This window comes from Pseudorhodoplanes sinuspersici (genome assembly GCF_002119765.1).
GTDB lineage: Bacteria > Pseudomonadota > Alphaproteobacteria > Rhizobiales > Xanthobacteraceae > Pseudorhodoplanes > Pseudorhodoplanes sinuspersici.
Window position 1 is genome coordinate 5,470,234 of sequence record NZ_CP021112.1, and the last position, 15,702, is coordinate 5,485,935.

Here is a 15,702-nt window from a genome sequence, read left to right on the forward strand (position 1 = left end):
TTGCATCGACCAAAGGAACAGCCCTCAACTGTCAATCTGGTCGAACAGGTCGCCGAGGTTCCGTTCTATATCCCTGCGACCGGACCCTCGACCCGCCCACGACGTAATCTCAAGCACGACGATTGCTTCGCGATTTTTGACAGCCATGGCGACATCGGCGCCAGCCCCGGCGGGCCCGATGGCCTGTATTGTCGTGACACGCGATTTCTTGGACATCTCGAATTGCTGCTCAACGGCACGCAACTGCTGTTGCTGGGTTCCAACGTCCGCGATGACAATGCATTGTTGACGGTGGATCTGACCAATCCCGACATCTATTTTGAAAACAAACTTGTCCTGCCGAAAGACACTCTGCACCTCGTTCGCACGATCTTTCTCTGGAACAACACCGCCTATCAGCGCGTGCGTATTCACAATCACGGTGACCGAGCCGTCCATTGCGTCGTAGGGATGTCGTACTCGAGCGACTTTGCCGATCTGTTCGAAGTTCGCGGCATGCGCCGCGCCAAACGTGGCAGTGCAAACAGCAAAATTCTGGGAGATGGTCAGGTCCAGCTTCAATATTGGGGTCTGGACGACGAATTGAGATGCACGGACCTTAGTTTCGCTCCGCCGCCGGACCGGCTTTCGACTGCCATTGCCTCTTACACGTTGTCACTCGCGCCCGGCGAAGCCAAAGCAATCGATCTGACGGTTGAATGTCGAAACGACGACCGTCATCCTGCACATCATCCCTTCCGGCGCGGGATGCGCGCAGCGCTTCAGGAGCGTCAACTCGCCACACGCAGCACAACAACGATCACGACATCCCACGACATCTTCAACGAGATGATATGCAGGTCCATGTCGGACCTGGCGATGCTCGTCACACATACAGAACAGGGCCCCTACCCCTATGCCGGCATTCCCTGGTATTCGACGACATTCGGCCGGGACGGCATCATCACCGCGATCCAGACACTCTGGTGCTGCCCGGACATCGCGCGCGGTGTCTTGCGCCGGCTTGCGGCGTTACAGGCACAGGCATTCGATCCCTTGGCCGATGCAGAGCCCGGTAAAATCCTGCACGAGATGCGCAGCGGTGAAATGGCCAACCTCCGCGAGGTGCCATTCAAACTCTATTACGGAAGCGTCGATTCAACGCCACTATTCGTCCTGCTCGCCGGACTTTATTTCGAACGAACCGGCGATCTCGCATTATTGCGAGAGCTTTGGCCGAATATCGAACGCGCGCTGGAATGGATCGATGGCCCCGGCGATCCGGATGAGGATGGCTTTGTCGAATACCATCGCAACAACGATGATGGACTTGTAAATCAGGGATGGAAGGATTCTCACGACGCCATCTTCCATCAGGATGGCTCGATGGCCGCTGGACCGATCGCGCTTTGCGAGGTGCAAGGCTACGTCTACGCCGCGAAAAAACACGCTGCGGGGATAGCCCGACGATTTGAGAAGCATGCTTTGGCCGACGCACTCGATCAGGCTGCCGATGCGCTCAAGGAGAATTTCGAAGCCGCCTTCTGGTGCGAGGACATCGGCACCTACGCGATCGCCCTCGATGGTGAGAAAAACCCGTGCCGCGTCAGGAGTTCAAATGCGGGACAGGTCTTGTTCAGTGGCATTGCGTCACCCGATCGTGCCAGCATGGTCGCCTTGCAGATGATGCAGCCGTCATTTTTCTCGGGATGGGGCATTCGCACGATCGGACGTGAGGAGGCGCGTTACAATCCGATGTCCTATCATAATGGCTCGGTCTGGCCGCACGACAACTCAATGATCGCTGCGGGCTTTGCGCGGTATGGCCACAAGGCCGCGGTCGCGCGGGTCTTCGGCGGCCTGTTCGATGCGGCAACTTATATGGATTTGCGACGTCTGCCGGAGCTGTATTGCGGCTTTCACCGGGCACGGGCGCGCGGACCGACGCTTTATCCCGTTGCCTGTTCTCCTCAGGCGTGGGCCGCCGGCGCACCGCACCAGCTCATTCAATCGTCGCTGGGTATCGAGTTTGACCCGGAACGGCATGAGATTGTGCTGCGCAATCCCGAACTGCCGTCGTTCATCAACGAAATCACGTTGCGCGGTCTTCGTGTTGGCGCGTTGAGCGTCGATATCACCGTTGGCCGCCAGGATGACAGCGTCGCATTGAGGATCCTGCGCAACGACGGTCATGTGAAGGTCAGCATCTCCTTCAACTGATCAGTCGCAAAGGCTGCCCCTCCCGAAATACCGGAAAAAAGCGCGCCCAAACCAAAACCTCGACAGGCGGGGCTACCACCGCTAAATAGCGCCGTTCCAAAGTGGCCTTGAGGTCACGGCCACAGCGGCCTGTCGATCCAGGCCCGGGATCTTGATCAGGCTCGCCATTCTCACGATAGATTTTTATGCGCTCAAACCACCTTATGACAAGCAAACTATCCCGCCATCTGTCCAATCTCGAGACGGAAGCTATCGTCATCCTGCGGGAGGCCGCGATGGCCTTCGAGCGCCCCGTATTGATGTACTCGATCGGCAAGGATTCGAGCGTTCTGCTCCACCTGTGCCGCAAGGCTTTCCATCCGGCCAAAATCCCTTTTGCCGCCCTCCATATCGACACCACGTGGAAGTTCCGCGACATGATCACCTTCCGCGACCGCATGGCCGCGGAGCTCGATCTCAACCTGATCGTCCACACCAACAAAAAAGCAATCGAGGATGGGGTTCACCCCATCAAATCGGGGTCGGCCATCTATACCCGTGAAATGAAGACACGGGCGCTGCGTGATGCGCTCGATATGCACCGCTTCGACGCAGCCATTGGCGGCGCGCGCCGCGACGAGGAGCCGAGCCGTTCCAAGGAACGCATCTTCTCGGTGCGTGGCCCGAACCATTCCTGGGATCCGCGCCGGCAGCGTCCCGAACTCTGGCATCTTTACAATACACAGATCGCCACCGATGAGACGATGCGCGTGTTTCCGCTGTCCAATTGGACCGAACTTGATGTGTGGGAATACATCCTCGCCGAAGACATTCCGGTGGTGCCGCTTTATTTCGCCAAGGAGCGGCCGGTGGTCGAGCGCGGTGGCAGCCTGATCATGATCGACGACGACAGGCTTGAACTTGAGCCGGAAGAAAAGCAGCAAAACGTTCTTATTCGCTTCCGCTCGCTTGGTTGCTACCCGCTGTCGGCGGCAGTGCAATCGAGCGCAGCCAGCGTCGCCGACATCGTCGAGGAATTGCGTACCACGCGCATGTCCGAACGCGCTGGCCGCCTGATCGATGTCGACGAAACGTCCTCGATGGAGCGCAAGAAGCGTGAGGGGTATTTCTGATGCACGCTCCTACTCATCGCGAACGCGATCATCTCCGTTTCCTTGCCTGCGGTGCCGTCGATGACGGCAAGTCGACCTTGATCGGTCGCCTGATGGCGGAAACCGGCTCCATTCCGGACGACCAACTGGCGAACCTCGTCCATCTGTCGAAGAAGTTCGGGACCACAGGCGGCAACCTCGATTATGCGCTGCTGCTTGATGGTCTCGAAGCCGAGCGCGAGCAAGGCATCACCATCGACGTGGCCTATCGCTATTTCGGCACGCCAAAACGCGCTTTCATCGTCGCCGACACGCCGGGACATGAGCAATACACGCGCAACATGGTCACCGGCGCGTCGAACGCCGAATTCGCCATGCTGCTGGTTGACGCCAAGGCCGGTTTGACAAAGCAGACATTGCGGCACAGCCGCATCCTGTCGCTGCTTGGCATTCGCCGCATTCTTCTCGCCGTCAACAAGATGGATCTCGTCGATTGCGCGGAGGCTCCGTTCGCGGCAATCACCGAAGACTTCCGCAAGTTCGTCTCGCAGCTATCCTTCGACCAGGTCGATGCAATCCCGATTGTGGCCCGCGATGGCGACAACATCGTCCATCCTAGCAAGCGCATGCCCTGGTACAAGGGCCCGACCGTGCTTGCGCATCTGGAAACCGTCCCGGTCTCAACGCATCAGCGCGAGGAAGCGGCTCGCTTCCATGTTCAATCGGTGATGCGGACCGATACCGGCGGCCGCGGCTATGCGGGCTATGTTTCGTCCGGCGCTTTCAAAAAGGGCGACCAGATCATTGTCGCACGCTCGGGGCGTAAATCCACCATCAGCCGCATCTACGTCTATCCGTCCGAGATCGACAGCGTGGAAACCGGCCAGGCCGCGACCATTGAGCTGGCGGATCAGGTCGATATCGGCCGCGGCGATATTTTCGCGCCAGTCGATGCCGTGCCGGAAGTAGCGGACCAGTTCGCCGCGCATGTCGTGTGGTTAAATGACAATCCCATGCTGCCAGGCCGCACCTATTCGCTGCGGATCGGCACGCATACGGTCGCTGCGACCATCACCGCGTTGAAATACGGCACCGATATCGAGACCGGCGAACATGCAGCGGTGTCGACGCTTGCCATCAACGATATCGGCTTTTGCAATCTTGCAACCACCGAACCGATCGCTTTCGATCCTTACGCGAAGAACCGCGAAACCGGCGCCTTCATCCTTGTTGACCGTCAAACCGGTGCGACATCCGGCGCCGGCATGGCTGACTTCCCGCTTTATCGCGCGAGCAATCTCGTCAAACAGAATTACGAGATCGACAAGGGTTATCGCGCCAAGATGAAGGGGCAGCGGGCGGCCGTCGTCTGGTTCACCGGACTGCCAAGCGCCGGCAAATCCACCGTGCTTAATCTCGTCGAGCAGAAGCTCAGCCGGCGCGGCATTCACACTTACGCGTTGGATGGCGACAACCTGCGCCTCGGCCTCAATCGCGATCTCGGCTTCACCGAAGCCGATCGCGTGGAAAACGTGCGCCGCGCCGGCGAAGTCGCAAGGCTCATGGTCGATGCTGGCCTTGTTGTCCTCTGCGCTTTCGTGTCGCCGTTCCGCAACGAGCGCCGATCGGTGCGCGAACGTCACGACGCTGGTGAATTCATCGAGGTGTTTGTCGATACGCCGCTCGCAACCTGCGAGGCGCGAGACCCGAAGGGCCTCTATGCGAAGGCCAGAGCCGGCAAGGCTTTCCACGTGACCGGCATCGATTCACCCTACGAGCCACCGGAACATCCGGAAATCCATTTGCGGACTGAAACCGGGACACCGGACGCGATGGCCGAGCAGGTGATCGCCGATCTGGCGCGGATGGGGATTATCGCGCGATAGGCTCCCCTCGCATCGGCGATAGGTTCAAGCCGTTTCGGATACAATGCGGCGCGTGAAGGCTTCCGCTGATCATCGGTGCCGCACTGTTTTCCTAGTCGATGACTTGAATGATTCGCCGTGTCGATGGCTCGACCAGGTAAACCCGGTCATCGGTGTAGATATAACGATAGTTGTTCATACTGGGCCCCCATTGCTGCGGGACCGTCGACAACTCGACGTCTTCCGGAACGGACTGGCCGACGGTGAGGTCGCGGTCCATTTCAATAACAGGAACGCTTTCCCGCTCCACATATTCGCGAATGATTGTCCGTTGCTCCGGCTCAATCGTAATCACTTGGGCAAAGCTCTGGCCTGAAACCAGCATCGACGCGGTCACGATTGTGGCGAGATATAGCCGCTGCATGATGATCTCTCCTTTCGAGGTTACGATCATCAATCGCGCGACCACTGAAGGCGTTCCATGGTTCTTGCAGTTCGAATGGCGCTTAACTTGCCTGCACTTGATCAACAATTCTCTCGATTTTTGACAGGTGGCTGTCCCAGCTCTCCGGCTTGTAATCCCGCATCATCTTGAGTCGTTCCTGCCTGCGTACCGAACCCGGCTGCAGATAATCATCGAGTGCCTGCATAAAACCACGGCCGTCGAGCGGATTGAGATAGTCGGCAAACACTCCTCCGGCTTCGCGGTGCGCATCGGTATCCGATGCAATCACCGGTGTTCCAAGCGCCAGGGATTCGGCAATCGGCAACCCGTATCCTTCGACAAAGGAAGGCGCGAGCAAGGCTGCGGCACCCTTTAAGAGGGCCGCCATGCCGGCATCGCCGAGCGAGGCCACCTCGATCACACTTGGCGCAAGGCCTTTGCTCCGGTCGAGAAGCTCAAGAATGTTTTCGTTCTCCCATCCTCGCCGGCCGACCACGATCAGACGCGCGCGTGGATTTTTCCCTTCCTGCGTCCATCGATGCCAGACGGTGAGCAGATGGAGCAGATTCTTGCGCGGTTCGATCGTGCCGACGATAACGAAATAAGGCACGCTGTTCTGGACTGGCGCAATGGCGCGGTGATCTGTGAAGACCCGTGTCAGTCCCAAAGGCACGACGTCGCAGGGCGGAACCGTTCTGCCCGCGTTCGACAGATGGGCGTCGAGTGCGCGGCGCGTCGCATCGGAAACCGTCACAACTCGCGTCGCATGTCGCATCATCGTATCGATTCGCGCGCGATGACGTTCGGCTTCGCCCGGCCGGCAATATTCAGGATGCGTGATCGGGATCAGGTCATGCAGCATGAAGATGCTGCGCATCGACGCATCGGAGAGCCACGCGAAGCGCGCCGGCCTGTTCAGCCGGAATTGCGAGACATGGATATAACAGCCGCCTTTGTTGCGAAATTCAGTGATGGATCGTGCATCGAGGCGATGCGCAGCACAGCGCAACCAGAGCGACACGATGCGCCGCCAATCGGCCAATGTGCGCTTGTCGTCAGGTGCGCCGATACGCTGCGGCCGCTGGCGGCTACCGTCGATCGGCTCATTCAAGATCGCGCGCAATGTCTGGAAGCTCTGGTCGGACCGGATAACCTTCCCTGCAGTCCATCGCGCCGCCGTTTCGTCTATGAACGGCTTTATGTCTTTCGCCCGCAGCACGCCGGAAAAATGCGGCCACGTCACGACGAAGCGGACATCGTCTTTGTTGGCGCGCTCAAGAAAATGTTGCGCATAAGCCATCTCGACGCGATCGATACCGGTCGGTGTTGCAAGATGCAGGTTTTCAACCAGCCGAGAGATATCGACGAGCAACGCCACGGATGAATAATGCCCGATCTAGATTTGCGGCGGCGCGTCGAGGCGCAGGCGGCCAACCGGCTTCCACGGCATCGGCGCAATGCCGACACGATCCAGCATGGTCAGGAACGATCCCATCCGCTGTTTCACCACCGGCAGAGCCAGCGGATCGAACCCGGTCCATAGCAGGAAGGGGTTGCGGCGCAATGTTGAATAAAGCTCAACCCGCTGCGTTGCTTTTGGGCTCGGCGTGCGGCCATGAAAACCGAAGGTATCGGCCACAACGAGCGTATTGGCTTTGACGGCGACCGGTTGCGGTTGCGGCAGGCCAAGCGCCTTGAGATCGTCCCGCGAAATCCGGAACGATCCCTCCGCGTGATCGCGCATGTCTTGTTGGCGCATGTCATGCCGGCTGGCGGCGATGCTCTGCGCCCGCTCCCAGGCGAGGCGCTGCGGCGTCAACGTATGCGAGCCCGGCACATAGAAAAACGGGCCGTCCTCCGGACCGACATCATGCAGGAAAAACCACGCTTTGGACGTGGAATGAAATGTGTCGGAATGGATCGCACATTGCGGATCGTCGGCGCCGACGCCCTGATTGGCGAGAATGCTCTGGATCGACATCACGGGCACACCGCCGGTCCCGCCGACATAGCGAATGAGCGATGACAAATCTGGCCGCGTCATAAAGGCTGCGAGGCCGGGCTTGGTCAGCCGCAGCGACGCTTCATCGAGAAACACGCGCCGCGTGACCGTATGCCCCTGCCGCATTTCGCGGGCATCCCAATCGTGATCGAGGATTTCCGCGCGCAGGTGTTCGAAATCGGCCTCGGGGAGAAAGTCGCTCTTCACCACGAAACCGTCGCGTTCAAAAGCCAGCCGGTCTGCCTCGCTCACCCCGCTAGCCAGCCCCCGGCGCCGATGCCGCGCCAGCCGCGCGGCCGTGCGCATACGGGCTTCATGCAGGCCCAGCCGGTTCAGCCGCTCGCTGCCGATGACCGGGTTGCCGATGAACGACTTCGCGCCTGTCAGCACCGACAGACTCCAGAACGGCGCCTTCACGGCCGTCATCATTCCGGCACGAAGCGGCATGTGGATGGTCCCCCTGGATCACGATGATTTTGGATCGAATCGATCCAAAATCATAAAACGTGATCGATTCTAGTAGGTTAGAGCATGATGTTGTCCGAAAACCGCTTCGCACTTTTCGGCATCATGCTCTAGCGCAGAGGTTGCGCAAGCCGCTATCAACACTCGCTCCAGCGTGCGTTGTCAACGGCATCCCGTTCCGGCTCGCGGAAAGCCGGGCTCATCTGCCATTTTTGAATTCCGGTGTTTTCAAATCCGGTCTGCGTTCACACACCGGACGAAATGTCCGGCTCCCGTTTCCCGCAGCATCGGCACATCGGAACAGATGTTCGACGCCGATGCGCAACGCGGCAGAAAAGCGCAGCCGGGGGGCACCGTATCGAGACGAGGCGGCGACCCGGGGATCGCCTCGAGCCGACGGCCCCGCTCCGCACCGCGCATCGTCGACGATAGAAGCCCGCGCGTATAAGGATGCGACGGCGACTTCACGACTTGGCGCACCGAGCCGCTTTCGACAATGCGGCCGGCATACATCACCGATATCCGGTCGCTGATTTCCACCGCAACGCCGATATCATGTGTGACGAAAATAACGGCCATGCCGAGTTCACGCTGCAACTCGCGCAAGAGCAACAGGATCTGAATCTGCACGGTCGCGTCCAGCGCCGTGGTCGGCTCATCCGCCAGCAGCACCTTCGGCCTGCAAGACAGAGCGAGCGCGATCATCGCGCGCTGCCGCATACCGCCCGACATTTCGTGTGGATAGGCTTCGAGCCGGCGCTTGGCCGATGGAATCCGCACGCGCTCCAGCATCTCCAGCGCACGCTGGCGCCCGGCCGCGAATGATACATTCTCGTGCTTGACCACGGTCTCGGCGATCTGTTCGCCGATCGTATAGACCGGGTCAAGCGCCAGCATCGGTTCCTGAAAAATCATCGACACCACGCCGCCGCGCAAATGCTCGAGCGCCGGTGCATCAAGCGTCATGACATCCTGACCACCGACTTTGATGCTGCCACTGATGTCGGTGCGCCGCTCCGGCAGCATGCGCAACAATGTCCGCAAGGTAACACTTTTACCGGATCCCGATTCTCCGAGCAGACCCAGCACTTCGCCCTGTGCCAGAGAAATATCGACGCCATTGAGCGCATGGACCGTCCGCTCGCCGTTGAAGCGCACATGAAGATTGCCGATTTCGACGATCGGATTCATGCCGCTTGTGCCCGCGGCAGGTTAGGAATTCGCGTGTGATAATCCGTCGCCTGCTGGAACGCTCGGCCTAGCGCGACGCATGTCTCGTCACCGAATGGCCGTCCAATCAACTGCAGTCCAATTGGCAGACCGGCGGCAGACCAGCCGGCCGGGACCGTCAAGACGGGCAAACCGAGATAATTGACCGGCCGCATGAACCGCATCACGGCGACGACCAGTTCCTCGGCATTCGGACCACCGCCGACATCGGTCTCAGTGATTTTCGGTGCTGCCGAGCGGGAGGCCGGCGCCAGCACGATATCGACGTCGCCAATGGCCGAAAGATGTGCCGAAAGCGCGGGCCCACGCCATCGTAATGCTTCTAGATATTCGATTGCACTGTAGCCGAGGCCGTTCTCGAGGCGATTACGCACCTGCGGAGTATAGTCTTCTGCGCGTGTTCGCAGCCATGGCGCATGCAGCGAGGTCGCCTCGACCGCCAGAACGACCAACGCGGCCGCGGCAACGGCGGTCTGGTCCGGCAGTTCGACGGAGACGATGTTGGCACCCAGTTTCTCGAACGTCTTGATGGCGGCATCAAGGGCGGCGGCGACATCGGCATCAAGGCCATCGACATAGAATTGGGTCGGCACGCCGATGGTCAGCGTGTTGGCGGGCCGTTTTGCCAGATCATCGCTCCAGATCGGCGATTGATCGGTCACCGGATCGAGCGGATCCGGACCGGCAATCGCCGCGGCGATCAGCGCACAATCCTCCGCACTGCGTGCCAGCGGCCCGACCGTGTCCAGGGTGAAGGACAATGGCATGGCGTTGGCGCGGCTGACGCGACCTGTCGTGGTCTTCAGTCCGGTCACGCCGCAGCAATGTGCCGGCATGCGGATCGAACCGCCGGTATCGGAACCCAGCGCGGCATAGGTCAGGCGCGCCGCAACGGCTGCCCCCGATCCGGAGGAGGAACCGCCGGTGATGTGCAAAGGATCCCACGGATTGCGTGCAGGGCCGAGGTAGGCATTGTGGCCGGTCGGACCGTAGGCAAACTCGGCCATGTGCAGCGCGCCAATGCTGAATGCGCCTGCATCCTGAAGGCGTGCGATCGCCGTCGATGTCGCCGGAGCGATCCAGCCTTCGCGGACTTTGGACCCGCAGCCGGCAGGCTTTCCGGCGACATAATACATGTCCTTGTGCGCCAGCGGCACGCCGTGTAACGGACCCATGGGTCCGGATTTTGCGAGCATGGTGTCGGCCTCGCGCGCAGCTGCGAGCGCCTCCTCGGAATCCAGCCGAACGAAGGCATTGAGCAGGGGCTGCCAATCCTTGATCCGCGCCAGCAAGCCTTGCGTCGCCTCGACAGAAGAGATCTTGCGATTGCGGATGTTCGCCGCGATGTCACTCAACGAAAGAAGCGCGGGATCAATCACGTTTCGCTCCTTTGCGTGCTGCCACGATATAACTTGCCGGCTCGATCTCGAATGCAACGGATATATCGGTTTGCGCCATTCGCGCCGCGACCGGGGCCACCGCTTTGGCAATGCGTTCCGCCGCCCCCTCCGGCAGGGGCACACGCGCGGCGGCCGCGATCACCGCAATACGTTCCGGCGAAACCGTATCAGCCATGGCTCATTCTCTCCCCTCGACTGCCCGCAAGCGAATGGCCGGATTTTGCATCCACCATATGGCACGCAACAACGTGCCGGTCCGGTCCCGCGGGCGAAAGCTTCGGTACATTGTCGCTGCAGACCTGTTCCGCATAGGCGCAGCGCGTGTGAAAACGGCAACCGGACGGCGGATTGATCGGGTTGGGGGGATCGCCCGCAATCGGCGGCTTCTGCGTTCTGTTGTCGGGATCGAGCGATGGCATCGCCGCAAACAAGGCCTCGGTGTAGGGATGCCGCGGCCTGTTCCACATCGCGTCGACCGGGCCGCTTTCCACCACCTCGCCGAGATACATCACCACGATCCTGTCGCTAATGAAGCGAATGACATTGAGATCGTGCGATATGAAGATGTAAGTCAGACCAAGCTCGTCCTTCAGATCGATCAGGAGATTAAGGACCTGCGCCTCGACCGATTTGTCGAGCGCCGACACCGCTTCGTCGAGAATGAGCAGCCTTGGTGACAGCGCGAGCGCGCGCGCGATATTGACCCGCTGCTTCTGCCCGCCCGAGAGTTCATGCGGATACCGTCCGGCGAACACCGCCGGATCAAGCCCGACTTTGCGCAGCAATTCGTGCGCACGCTCGCGCGCCACGTCGGCAGAGACTCCGTGAACGCGGGGGCCGAAAGCGATCGTATCTTCGACAGTCAGACGCGGATTGAGAGAAGCGTAACTGTCCTGGAACACCATCTGCACGCGACGGCGCAACTCGCGCAGCGACATCGTCGGCCCCACGGCCTCGCCATCGAACAATATCTTGCCGTCATCCGATTTGATCAGGCCAACGATCAGGCGCGCCGTCGTCGATTTGCCGCAGCCGGACTCGCCGACCAGACCAACCACCTCGCCTTTCTCGACCGACAACGACACATTATCTACGGCACGGACAACGCTTTTAGCGGAAAACAGTCCACCGCCGACATTGAAGTGCTTGCTCAGGTTCTGGACCTGCAACAGCGGCTGCGCCGGGCCGCCAATGTCCGGAACGGGCACGAAATTCTCAGTTTCTGACATCCATCGCACTCCGTAACCCATCGCTGAGCAGATTGAAGCAGATCGAGACAATGAAGATCATCACGCCAGGCAACGCTGCCACCCAGGGATTGACGTAAATCGCGGTGCGGAGCGTGTTGAGCATCAACCCCCATTCCGGCTCTGGCGGCTTGGTGCCGAGGCCGAGGAAGGATAAGCCGGCCGCCAGAATCATGCACACACTGATGAGGCTGGTCGCATAGACAAAGATCGGCCCCAGCACGTTGCCAAGCACGTGGACGCGCATGATCGTCAGCGCATGCGCCCCGGACGCCCGCGCCGCATCGACGAAATCGAGATTGCGGACACTGGTCGTCACGCTTTCAGCAACACGGACAATCGGCGGAATGAAGACGATCGTCAGCGACAACAGACTGTTGAAAATTCCCGCTCCGAGAGCACCGGAAATCGCGATGGCCAGAAGAACAGACGGAAAGGCATAAAAGATGTCGATCGTCCGCATGATCAACTGGTTGACCACGCCGCCGGCATACCCGGCCGTGACACCAAGAACCGTCCCGATGACGAAAGCCAACGCAACCGGAACGAGGCCAATAAACAATGTGAGACGGCCGCCATAGATCAGGCGCGAGAGCATGTCGCGGCCAAGTTCGTCGGTCCCAAGCGGATAGCCGGGCGTGCCAATCGGCCGTAACCGGCGGATCATGCTGCCTTGATAGGGATCGGCAAGACCGAGCCAAGGCGCAAAAATCGCGGCAAACACGATCAGGAGAATAACAATGGCGCAGGCGACGCTGACCGGGTCGCGCGACAGCCGTCGAAACACGCCTGACCAATAACCGCGTGTCTTTGCGATGACGGCAACCGACGGCAAATTGTCCGCGATGACACTCATTCGTCAGGCCCGTTTGATGCGTGGATCGATGGCTGCCTGCAGCACATCGACGAGAAGGTTCAGCACGACGAAGAACAACGCCAGCACAAGGATCGTGCCTTGCAGCAGCGGCAGATCGCGCTGGAAGATTGCCGAATTCAATAGGAATCCGGTTCCCGGCCAGGAAAACACCGTTTCGATCAGGATCGACCCGCCAAGCAGATAGCCAAGCTGCAGCCCCATCACCGCAATCGCGGTCGGCGCTGCATTCTTCAGGACATGGCGAAACACTCGAGTTTCACTCAGCCCTTTGGACCGAAGCGCCAGCACGAATTCCTGAGAGAGCAAGTCGCCGACCAGCGCACGAACCGTACGGCTGACGATCCCCATCGGGATCACAGACATCGTCACTGCGGGAAGGATGAGATGCTGGATATGGGCCCAGTCCCAGGCCCAGCCGCCCGGCCCCGCCCCTACAGCCGGCAACCATCCAAGGATGACCGAGAACACGATCACCAGCACCATGCCGAGCCAGTAATGCGGCGTGGATACGCCGGCAATCGAGATTGTCGTCACAACCCGGTCGATCCAGCTATCACGGAAATATCCGGCGAGAATGCCGAACAGCAAACCAAACACAAAGCCGATCAAGCTCGCGAAAACCGCCAGCCGCAGCGTATTGACTACGGCGCGCGAGACCTCCTCGGTCACGGAGCGGCCGGTGGCGATCGATGTGCCGAGGTCGCCGTGCAAGGCTTTCCAGACCCAGATGCCGAACTGCACCGGCAACGGCCGGTCGAAACCATAGGTCCTGCGCATCTGCTCGGCGAGTTCCTGCGACGCATCCGGCGGCAAAACCGACACCAGAGGATCGCCGGGCGCAATATGCACCAACAGGAAGCAAACAAGAGCAACCGCCGCGACGACGGGAATGGCGAGAAGGAGTCGCTTGACGATATAGGCCAGCATGGCGTTGACCTCGACGCAAGGAATGATGCAGCGCCGCGACAAACACGGCGCTGCTGACGTCAGTTAGTCGAGCGGCATACGATCAGCATCAAAACGGATGCTCGCTTCCGCTACTCACCGCGCTAGTTCATCGTCATGGTCGAGAAATCGACGAACCAGCTCTTGGGCTGCACGAAGCCCTTGATTTTCGGCGTCATCGCGCGCGGGCCGACGTCGTGGGCCACAAACAGGAACGCCGCTTCATCGACGGACCGCTCGTGCAAAGCGGCCAGCGCCTTATCGCGCTCGGCCGGATCGAAGGCGACCCGCACAGCGGCCGCGAGCTTGTCGTATTCAGGCTCGTTGATGAACCCCCAGTTGTTCGATACCGGCGGCGCCATCTTGCTGTCGAGGAAGCGGATCATGGCGAAGAAGGGATCCATCGCCGCATAGGTCACGTTGGTGGCGTGCGAGCCGCGGGCGGATTCATCCTTTGCGCCCTTGCGCCAATTGGTGAACAGCGTGTTCCATTCGATCACGTCGAGCTCGACATCGAAGAAACACTCCGCAAGCGACTGCTGAACGAATTCGTTCATCGGCAGCGGCAGCATCTGGCCGGAGCCGGACGCCGAGGTCTGCGTCTTGACCTTCAACCGCTTGTCCTTGGAGAACCCGGCTGCGGCCATCAGCTTGCGGGCTTCATTCGGATCGTACTTGATCTCGAATTTCGGATTGCCGCGCCAAGGATGTCCGGCTTCGAAAGTTCCGGTTGCCGGCACCATCAGCCCGCTCAACAATCCATCCTTCATCGCATTGCGATCGACGCAAAGATTGGCAGCCTTGCGAACGCGGATGTCGTTCCAGGGCGAACCTTCGATGCGGCTGAACTGCCAAGGCCAGACATGCGGCTGTTCGTTCTGATAGATGACGAAACCGCGTTGTTTGATTTGCGGTAAGGCGTCGGGCGCCGGATTTTCGATCCAGTCGACCTGCCCCGACAGCAAAGCAGCTGTGCGGGCATTCGGCTCGGGCATCGGCAGCATCACAAGCCGATCGACTTTAGGACGGCGCGCCGGATTCCAATAGGCGTCATTCTTCACAACCTCGAGCCGCTCGCGCGGCACGAACTTGTCCATCTTCCAAGGGCCGGTGCCTGATGCGTTGCGCGAGAAGGCGTCCCACGCCTGCTTGGCCTTTTCCTTCGGATCTGTGGCGCTGGCCGCATCATAAAGCTTCTTCCAATGCGCCGGCGACGCCATGTACAGATTGGTCAGATTGATCGGCAGCAAGGCATCGGGCGCAGCCGTCGTCAGTTCGACCGTCAGATCATCGATCTTGCGGGCACTGCGCAGGTTCGGCATGCGCGATGCCGTAACGCCGACCTGGCTTGCGTCGAATTGCGGCGCATCCTGCTTGAGCACCTTCTCGACATTCCAGACGACCGCGTCGGCATTGAAATCCGAACCGTCATGGAATTTGACGCCGGGCCGCAGCTTGAAAATCCATTTCGTCTTGTCTTCCGGCGATACCGCCCATTCGGTGGCCAGACCGGGAATGATGACGCTGGCCTTATCGGCAGACGACAGGTCCCACAGGGTGAGACCTTCATACATCGTGTTACCGCTGAAACGGTTGCCCTCGAATCCCTGATCGGGTTGCCCAAGGGTTCTTGGAATATCGGCAGCGGTCATCCCAATCCGCACCACCGATTCCGCCAATGCTCCGCTGGGAAACGCGAGAATACCTGCGAGCGACAATACCGAACCGATTTTCACGATAGAAAAAGAACGAGTTCGCATCTGATCTCCCCTCGGAACGCGACCGACTTCGACTTAGAAAATCAAGTTATGTGCCAGTTTCAGTTGTCCTTTTCGGGCAGCAAATCCAGACATGTGGATGCAACAGAGGTTGCCTTGAGCAGGGCCTGCTTAGCAATTGAGCAATTCTAGGTTGGTTTCGCGCCAAGAGACAATGG

At 59.9% G+C, this 15,702-nt stretch carries 13 protein-coding genes; 3 read left to right on the forward strand and 10 right to left on the reverse strand.

What is annotated here, in order from left to right; genetic code table 11:
* The 3 genes from CAK95_RS26660 (at position 1) to cysC (ending at position 5,176) form a co-directional block, all read left to right on the forward strand.
* On the forward strand, positions 1-2,199 hold the full coding sequence (locus CAK95_RS26660) for an amylo-alpha-1,6-glucosidase (RefSeq protein ID WP_086090707.1): 2,199 nt from the start codon (positions 1-3) through the stop codon (positions 2,197-2,199).
* A 203-nt stretch (positions 2,200-2,402) separates the two neighbouring features.
* Positions 2,403-3,311, forward strand: coding sequence for a sulfate adenylyltransferase subunit CysD (cysD, locus tag CAK95_RS26665; protein ID WP_086090708.1), 909 nt, complete (start codon positions 2,403-2,405; stop codon positions 3,309-3,311).
* Entirely contained in the window at positions 3,311-5,176 is a 1,866-nt protein-coding gene (gene cysC / locus CAK95_RS26670) for an adenylyl-sulfate kinase (RefSeq protein ID WP_086090709.1), read from the forward strand. The genes cysD and cysC overlap by 1 nt, the downstream gene beginning before the upstream one ends.
* Before the next feature lie 91 nt (positions 5,177-5,267).
* On the opposite strand, the gene CAK95_RS26675 is transcribed toward cysC, so the two are convergent.
* From CAK95_RS26675 to CAK95_RS26720, 10 genes are all read right to left on the reverse strand, one after another.
* A complete protein-coding gene (locus CAK95_RS26675; RefSeq protein WP_157699755.1) occupies positions 5,268-5,579 on the reverse strand; it encodes a DUF1236 domain-containing protein in 312 nt (103 codons plus the stop codon).
* Positions 5,580-5,661: 82 nt separating this feature from the next.
* The gene (locus tag CAK95_RS26680; RefSeq protein WP_086090711.1) at positions 5,662-6,978 is read right to left on the reverse strand and encodes a glycosyltransferase family 4 protein; all 1,317 of its coding nucleotides are present in this window, start codon (positions 6,976-6,978) and stop codon (positions 5,662-5,664) included.
* Between the two features lie 18 nt (positions 6,979-6,996).
* Positions 6,997-8,049: a phytanoyl-CoA dioxygenase family protein gene (locus CAK95_RS26685; RefSeq protein ID WP_245303533.1), complete on the reverse strand. Its 1,053-nt coding sequence runs from the start codon at positions 8,047-8,049 to the stop codon at positions 6,997-6,999.
* 246 nt (positions 8,050-8,295) lie between these two features.
* Positions 8,296-9,258: an ABC transporter ATP-binding protein gene (locus CAK95_RS26690; RefSeq protein WP_086090712.1), complete on the reverse strand. Its 963-nt coding sequence runs from the start codon at positions 9,256-9,258 to the stop codon at positions 8,296-8,298.
* Complete coding sequence (locus CAK95_RS26695; protein ID WP_086090713.1) at positions 9,255-10,676, reverse strand: amidase; 1,422 nt, start codon at positions 10,674-10,676, stop codon at positions 9,255-9,257. Before CAK95_RS26695 ends, CAK95_RS26690 begins: the two co-directional genes overlap by 4 nt.
* A complete protein-coding gene (locus tag CAK95_RS26700) occupies positions 10,669-10,872 on the reverse strand; it encodes a hypothetical protein (protein WP_086090714.1) in 204 nt (67 codons plus the stop codon). Before CAK95_RS26700 ends, CAK95_RS26695 begins: the two co-directional genes overlap by 8 nt.
* Positions 10,865-11,926, reverse strand: coding sequence for an ABC transporter ATP-binding protein (locus CAK95_RS26705; protein WP_086090715.1), 1,062 nt, complete (start codon positions 11,924-11,926; stop codon positions 10,865-10,867). Before CAK95_RS26705 ends, CAK95_RS26700 begins: the two co-directional genes overlap by 8 nt.
* Positions 11,913-12,800, reverse strand: a complete 888-nt coding sequence (locus CAK95_RS26710; RefSeq protein WP_086090716.1) for an ABC transporter permease — start codon at positions 12,798-12,800, stop codon at positions 11,913-11,915. Before CAK95_RS26710 ends, CAK95_RS26705 begins: the two co-directional genes overlap by 14 nt.
* Before the next feature lie 3 nt (positions 12,801-12,803).
* The gene (locus CAK95_RS26715) at positions 12,804-13,748 is read right to left on the reverse strand and encodes an ABC transporter permease (RefSeq protein ID WP_086090717.1); all 945 of its coding nucleotides are present in this window, start codon (positions 13,746-13,748) and stop codon (positions 12,804-12,806) included.
* A 122-nt stretch (positions 13,749-13,870) separates the two neighbouring features.
* Complete coding sequence (locus tag CAK95_RS26720) at positions 13,871-15,526, reverse strand: ABC transporter substrate-binding protein (protein ID WP_086090718.1); 1,656 nt, start codon at positions 15,524-15,526, stop codon at positions 13,871-13,873.
* Between the last annotated feature and the right edge of the window lie 176 nt (positions 15,527-15,702).

Coding starts and splice junctions, on each gene's coding strand:
- CAK95_RS26720 (WP_086090718.1), bottom strand. CDS start 15,526: ATGCGAACTCGTTCTTTTTCTATCGTGAAAATCGGTTCGGTATTGTCG.
- cysD (WP_086090708.1), top strand. CDS start 2,403: ATGACAAGCAAACTATCCCGCCATCTGTCCAATCTCGAGACGGAAGCT.
- CAK95_RS26715 (WP_086090717.1), bottom strand. CDS start 13,748: ATGCTGGCCTATATCGTCAAGCGACTCCTTCTCGCCATTCCCGTCGTC.
- CAK95_RS26705 (WP_086090715.1), bottom strand. CDS start 11,926: ATGTCAGAAACTGAGAATTTCGTGCCCGTTCCGGACATTGGCGGCCCG.
- CAK95_RS26675 (WP_157699755.1), bottom strand. CDS start 5,579: ATGCAGCGGCTATATCTCGCCACAATCGTGACCGCGTCGATGCTGGTT.
- cysC (WP_086090709.1), top strand. CDS start 3,311: ATGCACGCTCCTACTCATCGCGAACGCGATCATCTCCGTTTCCTTGCC.
- CAK95_RS26700 (WP_086090714.1), bottom strand. CDS start 10,872: ATGGCTGATACGGTTTCGCCGGAACGTATTGCGGTGATCGCGGCCGCC.
- CAK95_RS26710 (WP_086090716.1), bottom strand. CDS start 12,800: ATGAGTGTCATCGCGGACAATTTGCCGTCGGTTGCCGTCATCGCAAAG.
- CAK95_RS26685 (WP_245303533.1), bottom strand. CDS start 8,049: ATGCCGCTTCGTGCCGGAATGATGACGGCCGTGAAGGCGCCGTTCTGG.
- CAK95_RS26690 (WP_086090712.1), bottom strand. CDS start 9,258: ATGAATCCGATCGTCGAAATCGGCAATCTTCATGTGCGCTTCAACGGC.